General features: G+C 53.8%; 8 protein-coding genes, 1 tRNA gene and 3 rRNA genes. 9 read left to right on the top strand and 3 right to left on the bottom strand.

What is annotated here, in order from left to right; translation table 11 throughout:
- Positions 1–3 precede the first annotated feature (3 nt).
- The gene (gene purH, locus Y71_RS26380) at positions 4–1,593 is read right to left on the bottom strand and encodes a bifunctional phosphoribosylaminoimidazolecarboxamide formyltransferase/IMP cyclohydrolase (protein ID WP_035890335.1); all 1,590 of its coding nucleotides are present in this window, start codon (positions 1,591–1,593) and stop codon (positions 4–6) included.
- A gap of 574 nt (positions 1,594–2,167) precedes the next feature.
- Here purH and Y71_RS26375 point away from each other — a divergent pair.
- The 9 genes from Y71_RS26375 to aceK all read left to right on the top strand — a co-directional run bounded on the left by Y71_RS26375 (position 2,168) and on the right by aceK (position 13,831).
- Positions 2,168–3,707: ribosomal RNA gene (locus Y71_RS26375) — 16S ribosomal RNA — on the top strand.
- Positions 3,708–3,791: 84 nt separating this feature from the next.
- Positions 3,792–3,867 (top strand) — tRNA-Glu (locus Y71_RS26370).
- A gap of 193 nt (positions 3,868–4,060) precedes the next feature.
- Positions 4,061–6,967, top strand: a 23S ribosomal RNA gene (locus Y71_RS26365).
- Positions 6,968–7,063: 96 nt separating this feature from the next.
- Positions 7,064–7,179: ribosomal RNA gene (gene rrf / locus Y71_RS26360) — 5S ribosomal RNA — on the top strand.
- Together the 16S, 23S and 5S rRNA genes with 1 tRNA gene alongside form the textbook arrangement of a ribosomal RNA operon.
- Before the next feature lie 134 nt (positions 7,180–7,313).
- Positions 7,314–7,745 (top strand): YjaA family stress response protein, encoded by a 432-nt coding sequence (locus tag Y71_RS26355; RefSeq protein ID WP_007372387.1) that lies wholly within the window; start codon positions 7,314–7,316, stop codon positions 7,743–7,745.
- 122 nt (positions 7,746–7,867) lie between these two features.
- Positions 7,868–8,797 (top strand): homoserine O-acetyltransferase MetA, encoded by a 930-nt coding sequence (gene metA, locus Y71_RS26350; protein WP_007372388.1) that lies wholly within the window; start codon positions 7,868–7,870, stop codon positions 8,795–8,797.
- Positions 8,798–9,044: 247 nt separating this feature from the next.
- Entirely contained in the window at positions 9,045–10,646 is a 1,602-nt protein-coding gene (gene aceB, locus Y71_RS26345) for a malate synthase A (RefSeq protein WP_007372390.1), read from the top strand.
- Positions 10,647–10,680: 34 nt separating this feature from the next.
- Positions 10,681–11,985, top strand: coding sequence for an isocitrate lyase (aceA, locus tag Y71_RS26340; RefSeq protein ID WP_007372391.1), 1,305 nt, complete (start codon positions 10,681–10,683; stop codon positions 11,983–11,985).
- Between the two features lie 97 nt (positions 11,986–12,082).
- Positions 12,083–13,831, top strand: coding sequence for a bifunctional isocitrate dehydrogenase kinase/phosphatase (gene aceK / locus Y71_RS26335; protein WP_007372392.1), 1,749 nt, complete (start codon positions 12,083–12,085; stop codon positions 13,829–13,831).
- Between the two features lie 4 nt (positions 13,832–13,835).
- On the opposite strand, the gene Y71_RS26330 is transcribed toward aceK, so the two are convergent.
- Both Y71_RS26330 and iclR read right to left on the bottom strand, forming a co-directional pair.
- Positions 13,836–14,858, bottom strand: coding sequence for a hypothetical protein (locus Y71_RS26330; protein WP_007372393.1), 1,023 nt, complete (start codon positions 14,856–14,858; stop codon positions 13,836–13,838).
- A 174-nt stretch (positions 14,859–15,032) separates the two neighbouring features.
- Complete coding sequence (gene iclR, locus Y71_RS26325; protein WP_007372394.1) at positions 15,033–15,857, bottom strand: glyoxylate bypass operon transcriptional repressor IclR; 825 nt, start codon at positions 15,855–15,857, stop codon at positions 15,033–15,035.
- Positions 15,858–16,012 lie beyond the last annotated feature (155 nt).

Below are 16,012 nucleotides of genomic sequence, written 5' to 3'. Positions count from 1 at the left end.
GGATTAATGGCGGAAGTGACGCATATCGGTAAAGATCATAGCGATGCCGTGTTCATCGGCAGCAGCAATCACTTCGTCATCGCGGATGGAACCACCCGGTTGGATCACGCAGGTCACGCCAACAGCTGCAGCGGCATCAATACCATCGCGGAACGGGAAGAATGCGTCAGACGCCATCGCAGAACCTTTCACTTCCAGCCCTTCGTCACCAGCTTTGATCCCGGCGATCTTCGCCGAGTAGACGCGGCTCATCTGGCCAGCGCCAATGCCGATGGTCATATTCTCTTTCGCATAAACGATAGCGTTGGATTTCACGAATTTCGCTACTTTCCAGCAGAACAGCGCATCACGCAGCTCTTGCTCCGTCGGTTGGCGCTTGCTGACAACACGCAGTTCGTTGTTGCTGACCATGCCCAGATCGCGATCCTGAACCAGCAACCCGCCATTGACGCGTTTAAAGTCGAGCCCCGGCACGCGTTGCGACCACTCGCCGCAGACCAGTACGCGGACATTCTGTTTGGCTGCCGTGATTTTCAGCGCTTCCTCTGTAGCAGATGGCGCGATGATCACTTCCACAAACTGGCGGGAGATGATCGCCTGCGCGGTGGCGGCATCCAGCTCGCGGTTAAAAGCGATAATGCCGCCGAATGCGGAGGTCGGATCGGTTTTGTAGGCGCGATCGTAAGCCGCAAGAATGGAGTCGCTCACAGCCACGCCGCAAGGGTTTGCATGCTTAACGATAACGCAGGCAGGCTCGCTGAACTCTTTCACACATTCCAGCGCTGCATCAGTATCGGCGATGTTGTTATAAGAAAGCGCTTTACCCTGCAACTGCTGGGCGGTAGCCACAGAAGCCTCTTTCACTTCTTCTTCTATATAGAAGGCGGCCTGCTGGTGGCTGTTCTCACCGTAGCGCATATCCTGCTTCTTGATGAAGTTCAGGTTCAGGGTGCGCGGGAAGCGGCCTGATGGCTCTTTACTTTCGCCGTGATAGGCCGGGACCAGGCTACCGAAGTAGTTGGCGATCATGCTGTCGTAAGCGGCAGTGTGTTCAAAAGCTTTAATGGCCAGATCGAAACGGGTTTCGAGCGTCAGCGATCCTTCGTGCGCATCCATCTCATTAATGATGGCGCTGTAGTCGCTGCTTTTTACTACGATGGCAACATCTTTATGGTTCTTCGCCGCAGAGCGCACCATCGTCGGGCCGCCGATATCGATGTTTTCTACTGCATCTTCCAGCGAGCAACCTTCGCGGGCGACGGTCTGGGCAAACGGATAAAGGTTAACAACCACCATATCGATCGGCGCGATCGCGTGCTCTGCCATGATCGCGTCATCCTGGCCGCGACGACCGAGGATCCCGCCGTGGACTTTCGGGTGCAGGGTTTTTACGCGTCCATCCATCATTTCCGGGAAACCGGTGTAGTCGGAGACTTCAGTCACCGGCAGACCTTTATCTGCCAGCAGACGTGCGGTTCCGCCAGTAGAGAGCAGTTCTACGCCACGCTGAGAGAGCGCCTGTGCGAATTCGACAATACCGGCCTTGTCAGAAACACTGAGCAGTGCGCGGCGGACTGGACGACGTTGTTGCATGGTAAATCCCCTGGATTTGACTTGAACAGAGAGTATTAGATGAATTTGGGGATCCTTAACGATCCCAAAACTTAGCTAACGCCCCATGTGAGGCTCACGATTTTTGCGCGGGCATTGTAACGAAAACGTTTGCGTAGCGCTCGCGAATTTTTAGCCTTTTGCCGGATTGTGGATAAGTCTGTGTGTAAATGGGTATAAAGCCGTGTTTTGCTGTGGAATGCAGCAGTCAGTCATTTTTATGTCATTTTTCTATTGCGGGGGGCGGAGAACTCCCTATAATGCGCCTCCATCGACACGGCAGATGTGAATCACTTCACACAAATAGCCGGGTCGGTTGAAGAGAAAAATCCTGAAATTCAGGGTTGACTCTGAAAGAGGAAAGCGTAATATACGCCACCTCGCGACGAAGCGCTGAAAGCCGCGTCGCAACTGCTCTTTAACAATTTATCAGACAATCTGTGTGGGCACTCAGGTGACATGGATTCTTGATGTCTCCGGACAAAAAATGAATACCAAGTCTCACGGGTGAACACGTAATTCATTACGAAGTTTAATTCGATGAGCATCAAACTTTAAATTGAAGAGTTTGATCATGGCTCAGATTGAACGCTGGCGGCAGGCCTAACACATGCAAGTCGAACGGTAGCACAGAGAGCTTGCTCTCGGGTGACGAGTGGCGGACGGGTGAGTAATGTCTGGGAAACTGCCTGATGGAGGGGGATAACTACTGGAAACGGTAGCTAATACCGCATAACGTCGCAAGACCAAAGAGGGGGACCTTCGGGCCTCTTGCCATCAGATGTGCCCAGATGGGATTAGCTAGTAGGCGGGGTAATGGCCCACCTAGGCGACGATCCCTAGCTGGTCTGAGAGGATGACCAGCCACACTGGAACTGAGACACGGTCCAGACTCCTACGGGAGGCAGCAGTGGGGAATATTGCACAATGGGCGCAAGCCTGATGCAGCCATGCCGCGTGTGTGAAGAAGGCCTTCGGGTTGTAAAGCACTTTCAGCGGGGAGGAAGGCGGTACGGTTAATAACCGTGCCGATTGACGTTACCCGCAGAAGAAGCACCGGCTAACTCCGTGCCAGCAGCCGCGGTAATACGGAGGGTGCAAGCGTTAATCGGAATTACTGGGCGTAAAGCGCACGCAGGCGGTCTGTCAAGTCGGATGTGAAATCCCCGGGCTCAACCTGGGAACTGCATTCGAAACTGGCAGGCTGGAGTCTCGTAGAGGGAGGTAGAATTCCAGGTGTAGCGGTGAAATGCGTAGAGATCTGGAGGAATACCGGTGGCGAAGGCGGCCTCCTGGACGAAGACTGACGCTCAGGTGCGAAAGCGTGGGGAGCAAACAGGATTAGATACCCTGGTAGTCCACGCCGTAAACGATGTCGATTTGGAGGTTGTGCCCTTGAGGCGTGGCTTCCGGAGCTAACGCGTTAAATCGACCGCCTGGGGAGTACGGCCGCAAGGTTAAAACTCAAATGAATTGACGGGGGCCCGCACAAGCGGTGGAGCATGTGGTTTAATTCGATGCAACGCGAAGAACCTTACCTGGTCTTGACATCCACAGAACCTGGCAGAGATGCCGGGGTGCCTTCGGGAACTGTGAGACAGGTGCTGCATGGCTGTCGTCAGCTCGTGTTGTGAAATGTTGGGTTAAGTCCCGCAACGAGCGCAACCCTTATCCTTTGTTGCCAGCGGTTAGGCCGGGAACTCAAAGGAGACTGCCAGTGATAAACTGGAGGAAGGTGGGGATGACGTCAAGTCATCATGGCCCTTACGACCAGGGCTACACACGTGCTACAATGGCGCATACAAAGAGAAGCGACCTCGCGAGAGCAAGCGGACCTCATAAAGTGCGTCGTAGTCCGGATTGGAGTCTGCAACTCGACTCCATGAAGTCGGAATCGCTAGTAATCGTGAATCAGAATGTCACGGTGAATACGTTCCCGGGCCTTGTACACACCGCCCGTCACACCATGGGAGTGGGTTGCAAAAGAAGTAGGTAGCTTAACCTTCGGGAGGGCGCTTACCACTTTGTGATTCATGACTGGGGTGAAGTCGTAACAAGGTAACCGTAGGGGAACCTGCGGTTGGATCACCTCCTTACCTTAAAGAACCATCTCCTGAAGTGCTCACACAGATTGTCTGATGAAAAGTAAAAAGCAAGGCGTCTTGCGAAGCAGACTATGTGTCCCCTTCGTCTAGAGGCCCAGGACACCGCCCTTTCACGGCGGTAACAGGGGTTCGAATCCCCTAGGGGACGCCACTTGCTGGTTTGTGAGTGAAAGTCACCTGCCGATGTATCTCAAAACTGACTCACGAGTCATGTTTGAGATATATGCTCTTTAAAAATCTGGATCAAGCTGAAAATTGAAACACTGAACAATGCGAATTGTTCGTGAGTCTCTCAAATTTTTGCAATGCGATGATGAATCGGAAGAAACATCTTCGGGTTGTGAGGTTAAGCGACTAAGCGTACACGGTGGATGCCCTGGCAGTCAGAGGCGATGAAGGACGTGCTAATCTGCGAAAAGCGCCGGCGAGGTGATATGAACCCTTGACCCGGCGATGTCCGAATGGGGAAACCCGGTGCACTACGGTGCATCATCACAGCATGAATCCATAGTGCTGTGAAGCGAACCGGGGGAACTGAAACATCTAAGTACCCCGAGGAAAAGAAATCAACCGAGATTCCCCCAGTAGCGGCGAGCGAACGGGGAGGAGCCCAGAGCCTGAATCAGCTTGTGTGTTAGTGGAAGCGTCTGGAAAGTCGCGCGATACAGGGTGACAGCCCCGTACACGAAAACGCACAGGCTGTGAGCTCGATGAGTAGGGCGGGACACGTGGTATCCTGTCTGAATATGGGGGGACCATCCTCCAAGGCTAAATACTCCTGACTGACCGATAGTGAACCAGTACCGTGAGGGAAAGGCGAAAAGAACCCCGGCGAGGGGAGTGAAAAAGAACCTGAAACCGTGTACGTACAAGCAGTGGGAGCACCCTTCGGGGTGTGACTGCGTACCTTTTGTATAATGGGTCAGCGACTTATATTCTGTAGCAAGGTTAACCGTATAGGGGAGCCGAAGGGAAACCGAGTCTTAACTGGGCGTTAAGTTGCAGGGTATAGACCCGAAACCCGGTGATCTAGCCATGGGCAGGTTGAAGGTTGGGTAACACTAACTGGAGGACCGAACCGACTAATGTTGAAAAATTAGCGGATGACCTGTGGCTGGGGGTGAAAGGCCAATCAAACCGGGAGATAGCTGGTTCTCCCCGAAAGCTATTTAGGTAGCGCCTCGTGAATTCATCTCCGGGGGTAGAGCACTGTTTCGGCTAGGGGGCCATCCCGGCTTACCAACCCGATGCAAACTACGAATACCGGAGAATGTTATCACGGGAGACACACGGCGGGTGCTAACGTCCGTCGTGAAGAGGGAAACAACCCAGACCGCCAGCTAAGGTCCCAAAGTCATGGTTAAGTGGGAAACGATGTGGGAAGGCCCAGACAGCCAGGATGTTGGCTTAGAAGCAGCCATCATTTAAAGAAAGCGTAATAGCTCACTGGTCGAGTCGGCCTGCGCGGAAGATGTAACGGGGCTAAACCATGCACCGAAGCTGCGGCAGCGACGCTTATGCGTTGTTGGGTAGGGGAGCGTTCTGTAAGCCGTTGAAGGTGGCCTGTGAGGGTTGCTGGAGGTATCAGAAGTGCGAATGCTGACATAAGTAACGATAAAGCGGGTGAAAAGCCCGCTCGCCGGAAGACCAAGGGTTCCTGTCCAACGTTAATCGGGGCAGGGTGAGTCGACCCCTAAGGCGAGGCCGAAAGGCGTAGTCGATGGGAAACAGGTTAATATTCCTGTACTTGGTGTTACTGCGAAGGGGGGACGGAGAAGGCTATGTTGGCCGGGCGACGGTTGTCCCGGTTTAAGCGTGAAGGTGTGTGCTCCAGGCAAATCCGGAGTGCTTTAACACTGAGGCGTGATGACGAGGCACCACGGTGCTGAAGCAACAAATGCCCTGCTTCCAGGAAAAGCCTCTAAGCTCCAGGTAACACGAAATCGTACCCCAAACCGACACAGGTGGTCAGGTAGAGAATACCAAGGCGCTTGAGAGAACTCGGGTGAAGGAACTAGGCAAAATGGTGCCGTAACTTCGGGAGAAGGCACGCTGATGCGTAGGTGAAGCGACCTGCTCGTGGAGCTGAAATCAGTCGAAGATACCAGCTGGCTGCAACTGTTTATTAAAAACACAGCACTGTGCAAACACGAAAGTGGACGTATACGGTGTGACGCCTGCCCGGTGCCGGAAGGTTAATTGATGGGGTTATCCGTAAGGAGAAGCTCTTGATCGAAGCCCCGGTAAACGGCGGCCGTAACTATAACGGTCCTAAGGTAGCGAAATTCCTTGTCGGGTAAGTTCCGACCTGCACGAATGGCGTAATGATGGCCAGGCTGTCTCCACCCGAGACTCAGTGAAATTGAACTCGCTGTGAAGATGCAGTGTACCCGCGGCAAGACGGAAAGACCCCGTGAACCTTTACTATAGCTTGACACTGAACATTGAGCCTTGATGTGTAGGATAGGTGGGAGGCTTTGAAGCGTGGACGCCAGTCTGCGTGGAGCCAACCTTGAAATACCACCCTTTAATGTTTGATGTTCTAACGTGGACCCGTAAACCGGGTTGCGGACAGTGTCTGGTGGGTAGTTTGACTGGGGCGGTCTCCTCCTAAAGCGTAACGGAGGAGCACGAAGGTCAGCTAATCCTGGTCGGACATCAGGAGGTTAGTGCAATGGCATAAGCTGGCTTGACTGCGAGCGTGACGGCGCGAGCAGGTGCGAAAGCAGGTCATAGTGATCCGGTGGTTCTGAATGGAAGGGCCATCGCTCAACGGATAAAAGGTACTCCGGGGATAACAGGCTGATACCGCCCAAGAGTTCATATCGACGGCGGTGTTTGGCACCTCGATGTCGGCTCATCACATCCTGGGGCTGAAGTAGGTCCCAAGGGTATGGCTGTTCGCCATTTAAAGTGGTACGCGAGCTGGGTTTAGAACGTCGTGAGACAGTTCGGTCCCTATCTGCCGTGGGCGCTGGAGAACTGAGGGGGGCTGCTCCTAGTACGAGAGGACCGGAGTGGACGCATCACTGGTGTTCGGGTTGTCATGCCAATGGCACTGCCCGGTAGCTAAATGCGGAAGAGATAAGTGCTGAAAGCATCTAAGCACGAAACTTGCCCCGAGATGAGTTCTCCCTGACCCTTAAAGGGTCCTGAAGGAACGTTGAAGACGACGACGTTGATAGGCCGGGTGTGTAAGCGCAGCGATGCGTTGAGCTAACCGGTACTAATGAACCGTGAGGCTTAACCTTACAACGCCGAAGATGTTTTGGCGTGAGAGAGAATTTTTTCAGCGAGATACAGATTAAACCGGTGTGCCGCTGAGGCATGGCGGTGAACAGAATTTGCCTGGCGGCACTAGCGCGGTGGTCCCACCTGACCCCATGCCGAACTCAGAAGTGAAACGCCGTAGCGCCGATGGTAGTGTGGGGTCTCCCCATGCGAGAGTAGGGAACTGCCAGGCATCAAACCAGTGAAGAGGCCATCCGGAAGGATGGCCTTTTTGCGTCCGGGCGGAAGAGACAGGAAGCCCCGTGCCCCGGCACGGGGCTTTTTTGCTATTGTTTCAGCAGAATTTAATTGCTAAAGGATATAGCTATGATCGTGCTGTACGTTCAGCTTTATAAAAATCGCATAGTTGTACGCAACCTCAATACTCAGCAGCAGGTTCCCGGCAGCCAAACTTTCAGTAACCAGCGGATACTGGTTGCGGATTTCTTAGCCGCTGAGAAACTGCTGCGCTCGCTGATCCAACAGGTTGCGCCCCGTTCGTTCTGGCACGCACTAATTCCTGGAAAAGGGCGCCTTAAAATCCTCGCTCATGCGCTGGAAATGAATGAAGGCGGACTGTCACCGGTCGAAGAGCGAGCGATCCTCGAACTGACTTTTGTCGCCGCACAGCGAAAATGCCATGCCCCACAGGTCATCGCCAGCCAGGTTCCTCTGAGCGATCAGCAGGTGCTGGCTGTACTGAGCCAGCCCAAAAATTCCCCTTCACAGCACGACAAAAAATCTAAAATCATTTCATAGCCGGACCGTGACGTGAAACTTTCTCACCTTTCACTTGCGGACTCGACATTTTGCTGATTCCTGGGTATCTTCGGCTATCTGGATGTCTAAACGTTTAAACGTATGCAGTGAGGATATAAGTTATGCCGATTCGGGTGCAGGACGAGCTGCCAGCCGTCAATTTCTTGCGTGACGAGAACGTCTTTGTGATGACGACTTCGCGCGCGACAGTTCAGGAGATCCGCCCTCTGAAGGTGTTGATCCTGAACCTGATGCCAAAGAAGATTGAGACGGAAAACCAGTTCCTGCGTCTGCTGTCGAACTCACCGCTACAGGTCGATGTGCGCCTGCTGCGCATCGATTCCCGCGAGTCGCGTAATACGCCAGCTGAGCACCTGAATACCTTTTACTGTAATTTTGATGAAATCTGCCACGAAAACTACGATGGCCTGATTGTTACCGGCGCGCCACTGGGCCTGGTTGAGTTTAACGATGTTGCCTACTGGCCGCAGATCGAGCAGGTACTGGAGTGGGCGAAAGATCACGTTACCTCAACGCTGTTTGTCTGTTGGGCGGTACAGGCCGCCCTCAATATTCTTTATGGCATTCCCAAGCAGACCCGCAGTGAAAAGCTCTCCGGCGTTTATGAACACCACATCCTTCATCCCCATGCGCTGTTGACGCGCGGTTTTGACGATGTATTCCTTGCTCCGCACTCCCGCTATGCAGATTTCCCGGCGGCACTGATCCGCGATTACACCGATCTGGAGATCCTGGCCGAAACAGAAGAGGGCGATGCCTACCTGTTTGCCAGCAAAGATAAACGCATTGCTTTCGTGACCGGCCACCCGGAGTACGACGCCAACACGCTGGCGAATGAATATTTTCGCGATGTGGAAGCGGGCCTCAGTCCTGAGCTGCCGCATAACTACTTCCCGAAAGATGACCCGCAGAATAAACCGCGGGCCTCCTGGCGCAGCCACGGCAATCTGCTGTTCATCAACTGGCTCAACTACTACGTCTACCAGATCACGCCATACGATCTGCGTCACATGAATCCGACGCTGGATTAAGCGTTTCAGCCCCTTATACCAGGCGCCTTCGGGCGCCTTTTTTTGTTTCCGAAAATCACTTCTCAACATAATAAAACTATAACTTCATTGTTATCAGTTAGTTATTGTCTTTTTAATTTAAAAATGGAAATTGTTTTTGATTTTGGGAAATTTATTAGCCAGGATTGATCCTGCTGAACGAAAACTGCACAAACGATCTTCGTCAGCATTGGGAAATGTCTTTGCTGCAAAAAAGAGGAATCGCACCATGACACAACAGGCAACAACAACCGATGAACTGGCCTTTACACAGCCGTACGGCGAGCAGGAGAAGCAGATCCTTACTCCGGCAGCGGTGGAGTTTCTGAGCGAGCTGGTAACGCGCTTTACGCCAAAACGTAATCAGCTACTGGCAGCGCGTCAGCGCCAGCAGCAACAAATTGATGCCGGTACGTTGCCTGGGTTTATTTCGGAAACAGCTTCCATTCGTGAATCCGACTGGACGATTCGCGGAATACCGGAAGATCTGCTCGATCGCCGAGTGGAAATCACCGGGCCGGTGGAGCGCAAAATGGTCATCAATGCGCTGAATGCCAACGTCAAAGTTTTCATGGCGGATTTTGAAGATTCGCTGGCGCCGAACTGGGACAAAGTGATCGATGGGCAGATCAACCTGCGTGATGCGGTCAACGGCACCATCAGCTACACCAATGAAGCTGGCAAGATTTATCAGTTAAAGCCCAATCCAGCGGTTCTGGTTTGCCGTGTGCGCGGCTTACATCTGCCAGAAAAACATGTGACCTGGCGTGGTGAAGCGATCCCCGGCAGTCTGTTCGACTTTGCGCTCTACTTCTTCCATAACCATAAAAACCTGCTTGCCAAAGGCAGCGGCCCCTATTTTTATCTGCCGAAAACCCAGTCCTGGCACGAAGCGGCCTGGTGGAGTGAGGTATTCAGTTATACCGAAGACCGGTTCAATTTGCCGCGCGGCACCATCAAAGCAACGCTGCTGATTGAAACGCTGCCTGCGGTGTTTCAGATGGACGAAATCCTGCACGCGCTGCGCGACCATATTGTCGGGCTGAACTGCGGACGCTGGGATTACATCTTTAGCTATATCAAAACCCTGAAAAACTATCCGGATCGGGTTTTGCCGGATCGCCAGGTGGTCACCATGGATAAGCCTTTCCTCAGCGCCTATTCCCGTCTGTTGATCAAAACCTGTCATCGTCGCGGCGCATTCGCGATGGGCGGCATGGCGGCGTTTATTCCCAGTAAAGATACCGAACGCAACAACTGGGTGCTGAATAAAGTGAAAGCCGACAAAGAACTCGAAGCGCGTAACGGCCACGACGGCACCTGGATTGCTCACCCGGGCCTTGGCGATACGGTGATGGACGTGTTCAACGCCGCCCTCGGCGATAATAAAAACCAGTTGTTTGTCAGCCGTGAAGACGACGCTCCAATCACCGCAGAGCAACTGCTGGCGCCGTGTGAAGGCGAACGCACCGAAGAGGGAATGCGCGCCAATATTCGCGTGGCGGTGCAATACATCGAAGCGTGGATCTCCGGCAATGGCTGTGTGCCGATTTACGGGCTGATGGAAGATGCCGCCACCGCCGAAATCTCCCGCACCTCTATCTGGCAGTGGATCCACCACGAAAAGACGCTCAGCAACGGCAAACCGGTAACCAAAACGCTGTTCCGCCAGATGCTGGCCGAAGAGATGCGGGTTATTCAGGACGAGCTGGGCGAGCACCGATTCAGCAGCGGTCGTTTTGACGACGCCGCGCGCCTGATGGAGCAGATCACCACCTCTGACGAGCTGATCGACTTCCTGACGTTGCCCGGCTATCGCTTACTGGCTTAATTCACCCACCCTACACCCTATGGAGCATCTGCATATGAAAACCCGTACCCAACAAATCGAAGAATTACAAAAAGAGTGGACGCAACCGCGCTGGGAAGGCATCCGCCGCCCATACAGCGCGGAAGAGGTGGTGAAATTACGCGGTTCGGTCAACCCGGAATGTACGCTGGCGCAACTGGGCGCGGCCAAAATGTGGCGGCTGCTGCATGGCGAATCGAAAAAGGGTTATATCAATAGCCTTGGCGCGCTGACCGGTGGCCAGGCCTTACAACAGGCGAAAGCGGGGATCGAGGCTATTTATCTCTCCGGCTGGCAAGTCGCCGCAGATGCTAACCTGGCATCCAGCATGTATCCGGATCAATCGCTCTATCCGGCGAACTCGGTGCCATCGGTGGTCGAGCGGATTAACAATACCTTCCGCCGCGCCGATCAGATCCAGTGGGCTTCCGGTATTGAACCGGGCGATCCGCGTTTTGTGGACTATTTCCTGCCAATCGTGGCAGATGCCGAAGCCGGTTTTGGCGGCGTGCTGAATGCTTTTGAACTGATGAAATCGATGATTGAAGCCGGTGCTGCTGCCGTGCACTTTGAAGATCAGCTAGCGTCGGTGAAAAAATGCGGCCATATGGGTGGCAAAGTACTGGTACCGACGCAGGAAGCGGTGCAGAAACTGGTGGCTGCGCGTCTGGCAGCGGATGTGCTGGGTGTTCCAACGCTGTTGGTGGCGCGTACCGATGCGGATGCAGCCGATCTGATCACTTCCGACTGCGATCCCTATGACAGCGCCTTTATTACCGGCGAGCGCACCAGCGAAGGTTTCTACCGCACAAATGCCGGGGTTGAGCAGGCTATCAGCCGCGGGCTGGCTTACGCACCGTATGCCGATTTGGTGTGGTGCGAAACCTCAACGCCAGACCTCAAGCTGGCGCGCCGGTTTGCCGATGCGATCCATGCAAAATTCCCCGGCAAACTGCTGGCTTACAACTGCTCGCCGTCGTTCAACTGGAAAAAGAATCTCGACGACAACACCATCGCCCGCTTCCAGCAGGAGCTGTCGGACATGGGGTACAAATTCCAGTTCATTACCCTCGCCGGTATTCACAGCATGTGGTTCAACATGTTCGACCTGGCGCATGCCTATGCGCAGGGCGAAGGGATGAAACACTACGTCGAGAAGGTGCAGCAGCCGGAATTCGCCGCAGGCAAAGAGGGTTACACCTTCGTTTCTCATCAGCAGGAAGTTGGTACGGGCTACTTCGACAGGGTCACCACCATTATTCAGGGCGGGACCTCATCGGTGACCGCGCTGACAGGCTCGACCGAAGAAGCGCAGTTCTGATTGTCGATACCCGGCAGGCAAAAGCTGCCGGGTTTGCGGCACCTCGCCTGCCGGATAACGCTCTTCGGCAACTCTCTGCCCGACATGAGGACAAAAGATGTCGCGTGGCCTGGAACTACTGATTGCACAAACCATTCTGCAGGGCTTCGATGCGCAATATGGGCGCTTCCTGGAGGTCACATCCGGCGCCCAGCAGCGTTTTGAACAGGCGGACTGGCAGGCTGTGCAGCAGGCGATGAAGCAGCGTATTCATCTTTACGACCATCATGTTGGCCTGGTGGTGGAGCAGTTACGCTGCATCACCGACAGCCAAAGGCCCGACGCGGCGTTTCTGCTGCGGGTTAAAGAGCATTACACCCGACTGCTGCCGGATTACCCTCGCTTTGAGATTGCCGAAAGTTTTTTCAATTCGGTCTACTGCCGCCTGTTTGATCATCGCTCATTAACGCCGGAACGCTTATTTATCTTTAGCTCGCAGCCGGAGCGCCGCTTTCGCACCATCCCGCGCCCGCTGGCGAAAGATTTTTGGCCGGAACGCGGCTGGGAGGCGTTACTCAGTAAAGTGCTGACGGATTTACCGCTGCGTCTGCCGTGGCAGGATAAAACGCGCGACATCGGTTATATCACAGCGCATTTGCAGGAGGCTTTCGGCCACGAAGTGCTGGCGAAATCGCATCTGCAAGTGGCAAATGAACTGTTTTATCGCAATAAGGCAGCCTGGCTGGTTGGCAAGCTCGTTACGCCGCAGGCAACGTTGCCCTTTTTACTGCCGATCCACCGCACGGATGAAGGCGAGCTGTTCGTCGATACCTGTCTGACCACACCTGCTGAAGCCAGCATCGTGTTTGGCTTTGCCCGCTCCTATTTTATGGTTTATGCGCCGCTGCCCGCCGCGACGGTGGAGTGGCTGCGGGAGATCCTGCCGGGCAAAACCACCGCCGAGCTGTATATGGCGATTGGCTGCCAGAAGCACGGCAAAACCGAAAGTTATCGCGAATACCTGAACTACATCCGCGCCAGCAATGAGCAGTTTATTGAAGCGCCGGGCATTCGCGGCATGGTGATGCTGGTCTTTACGCTGCCGGGGTTTGACCGGGTATTTAAAGTGATCAAAGACGTCTTTCCTCCGCAAAAAGAGATGAGCGCGGCGCATGTTCGCGCTTGTTACCAGTTGGTCAAAGAGCACGATCGCGTCGGGCGCATGGCCGATACGCAGGAATTTGAAAACTTCGTGCTGGAAAAAAGGCAAATTTCACCAGCGCTGATGGCGTTACTGCTGGAACAGGCGCCGGGCAAAATTACCGATCTCGGCGACAGTATCGCCATCAGCCATCTCTACATTGAGCGGCGCATGGTGCCGCTGAACATCTGGTTTGAGCAGGTCAAAGGCCAGCAGTTGCGTGATGCGGTGGAAGAGTACGGCAACGCAATCCGTCAGCTTGCCGCCGCTAATATTTTCCCCGGCGATATGTTGTTCAAGAACTTTGGCGTCACCCGTCATGGCCGCGTCGTGTTCTATGACTACGATGAAATTTGCTATATGACCGAGGTGAATTTCCGCGATATTCCGCCGCCGCGTTACCCGGAAGATGAGTTGAGCGCTGAACCCTGGTACAGCGTGGCGCCCGGCGATGTTTTTCCGCAGGAGTTTCGCCACTGGCTGTGCGCCGATCCAGAAATCGGCCCATTGTTTGAGGAGATGCACGCCGATTTATTGCGCGCCGACTACTGGCGAGGGTTACAGGAACGCATCCGACAGGGACATGTGGAAGATGTCTATGCCTACCGTAAGCGCCAGCGCTTTAGCATACGCTTCGGCACTGGCGCCTTACGGCAGGCGGGCTGAGCGCTTAGTGGATGTGCAGGTTGAATTGCAGCACGTTATAAGCGGTGTAGCTAAAGAACAGTAAAATCGCGAGCGTCAGTAAAAAGGCGAGCGTACTCGCTGTGGCGGTGCGGAACAGGTGCGTTTTGCGCGGCGTCAGTAAGAGCGCGACCAGCGGGAAAATAAACACCAGATGGCCAACAAAGTCAGTAATGCCAAATGGAATAAAGGCCAGCACCACGATGATGGCAAACAGCCCGATACAGGCGTAACCCGCCAGTCTGCCGCTGAAGATATGCCAAATCAGACATAATTCCACGAAACCACAGGCGCGGACAAAGAACTCCCAGTTCAGGCCCATGGCCAGATAGCTATGCGTTGTCAGCAACTGGTAATACAAACCAGGATGCAGGAATTTCTCAATCGCTCCCCACAGGAATGAGTAGCAAAGAATCAGACGCAGAAATTCCAGTTCCTTGCCGTACGCTTGCTGTTTCAGGGTGCTCTGGGTAATTAAATAAACTGCGATACCAATGAAGATAAAATAGTCCAGCATATGGTTCGCACCATAAAGCTGCACGGCATAGAGATAGAGCAGAATAATTAAGAAGCCGGAGAAAAAGCTCGTTTTTCTCGAAAATGCGGTAAGCGCAATAATAAGATGAATGTATCTAAGCCACGGATTAGCAACGACCAGTTCCGGTGTCAGAATAACCTGTGGGAAGAACGCACCCAGCACCAGGAAAAAGAGTGCCGCGCCCCAGCGAACAATCTGCGGGACGTAATTATGCGCATGATTTAAAAATGGCTGGCAGCGGTGACAATCGATAAACGAAGGTAGTTTTCTGTCGAGTACCGACGTTGCAAATATCACTGCCGTTGAAAATGCCAGTAATAACCAGAAGCTCATCGCACCGGTCAATGATGTCATCGATAGCGGCGTTTGCTCAACGCCATAATTAACGAACCACTTCACATGCGCCATTGCGGAAAAGGGCAGGCACATAATGATAGAGGCCAGAATGCGGGCTTTACTCTTCATCATCATAATCTCATGAAAAAACGTGCCGACACGGTGCCATCGCGCTGGTGTGACGACAATGAGATAGCCCTTTTATGACTGGAGATAATCTCCCCCGTGAGTTGAGACGATTCTTGTCGCAGGGGAGATAAATAAGTTGCAGCGTTTATTTGGTGGATAAAGACGTAATAGTGAAAGTAATTAACGCATTCCGCCGTAGGCCAGCGTTACCTCTTTTGCGCCGCGAATGACCATTGCGCCCAGTTCGGTCACGCGGTCGTCAGTCATCCGCGATATTGGCCCGGAGATAGAGATCGCCGCGAATGGCTCGCCGTGTTCATCATAAATACAGGTGGCAACGCAGCGCAGACCCAGCGCATGTTCTTCATCGTCAAAAGAGTAGCCGCGCTTGCGCGTCTGGGCGAGATCCTCTTTCAGATGCACTGGCGAAACCAGCGTCGCGTGAGTATAAGCGTGCAGACCCTGGCGGTGCAGCAGATTACCGACCTGCTCATCATCCAGCCGTGCTAAAAAGGCTTTACCTGCGCCGGAAGCGTGCATCGGCAGTTTGCCGCCAATGGGTGCGGACATCCGCATTAACTGGGTACACTGCACCTGATCGATAATAATGGCCTGATGATCGCTTTTATCCAGCACGGCAAGATTGACCGTCTCACCGGATTCTTCCATCAGTTTACGCAGGATAGGATGCACAATCGCCATCAGGTTACGGCTTTGCAGAAAGCTACTGCCGACAATAAAAGCATGCGCGCCGACCGCCCAGTGGCCCAGTTCGCCAACCTGACGGACAAAGCCCAGTTGCTGCATGGTAGTAAGCAGTCGATGGGTGGTGGAATTGGGCAAACCGGCCTGTTGCGCCAGCTCCGTCAGCGCGACGCTGCCGTGGGATTCAGCGATCCATTCCAGCAGTTTCAGGCCACGGGTCAATGACTGGACTTGTCCGCCGGCCGGAGCGGCTGGCGCGGTGGCTTTTCTGCCACGTTTTGCGGGAACGGAAGCGACCATCGGCTGGCTCCTTTTTCTGTATCGTGGAAATCATTTTCGTTTTGCCTGAGTATAACGTAACTCCGTGGCAGACTGATCGGATGAGTGAAGCTGAACATCTCTCATGTTAATCCGCTGCCGCTTTTCCGTTCTGCCACTTTGTGCCAGTATGTTTT

This window comes from Kosakonia radicincitans DSM 16656, assembly GCF_000280495.2.
Lineage (GTDB): Bacteria > Pseudomonadota > Gammaproteobacteria > Enterobacterales > Enterobacteriaceae > Kosakonia > Kosakonia radicincitans.
Note: the sequence above shows the minus strand (reverse complement) of the source record. Positions and strands in the feature narration are given on the sequence as shown.

What these genes read in the sequence shown, in the direction of transcription:
- purH (WP_035890335.1), bottom strand. Translation starts at nt 1,593, where the DNA reads ATGCAACAACGTCGTCCAGTCCGCCGCGCACTGCTCAGTGTTTCTGAC.
- Y71_RS26355 (WP_007372387.1), top strand. Translation starts at nt 7,314, where the DNA reads ATGATCGTGCTGTACGTTCAGCTTTATAAAAATCGCATAGTTGTACGC.
- metA (WP_007372388.1), top strand. Translation starts at nt 7,868, where the DNA reads ATGCCGATTCGGGTGCAGGACGAGCTGCCAGCCGTCAATTTCTTGCGT.
- aceB (WP_007372390.1), top strand. Translation starts at nt 9,045, where the DNA reads ATGACACAACAGGCAACAACAACCGATGAACTGGCCTTTACACAGCCG.
- aceA (WP_007372391.1), top strand. Translation starts at nt 10,681, where the DNA reads ATGAAAACCCGTACCCAACAAATCGAAGAATTACAAAAAGAGTGGACG.
- aceK (WP_007372392.1), top strand. Translation starts at nt 12,083, where the DNA reads ATGTCGCGTGGCCTGGAACTACTGATTGCACAAACCATTCTGCAGGGC.
- Y71_RS26330 (WP_007372393.1), bottom strand. Translation starts at nt 14,858, where the DNA reads ATGATGATGAAGAGTAAAGCCCGCATTCTGGCCTCTATCATTATGTGC.
- iclR (WP_007372394.1), bottom strand. Translation starts at nt 15,857, where the DNA reads ATGGTCGCTTCCGTTCCCGCAAAACGTGGCAGAAAAGCCACCGCGCCA.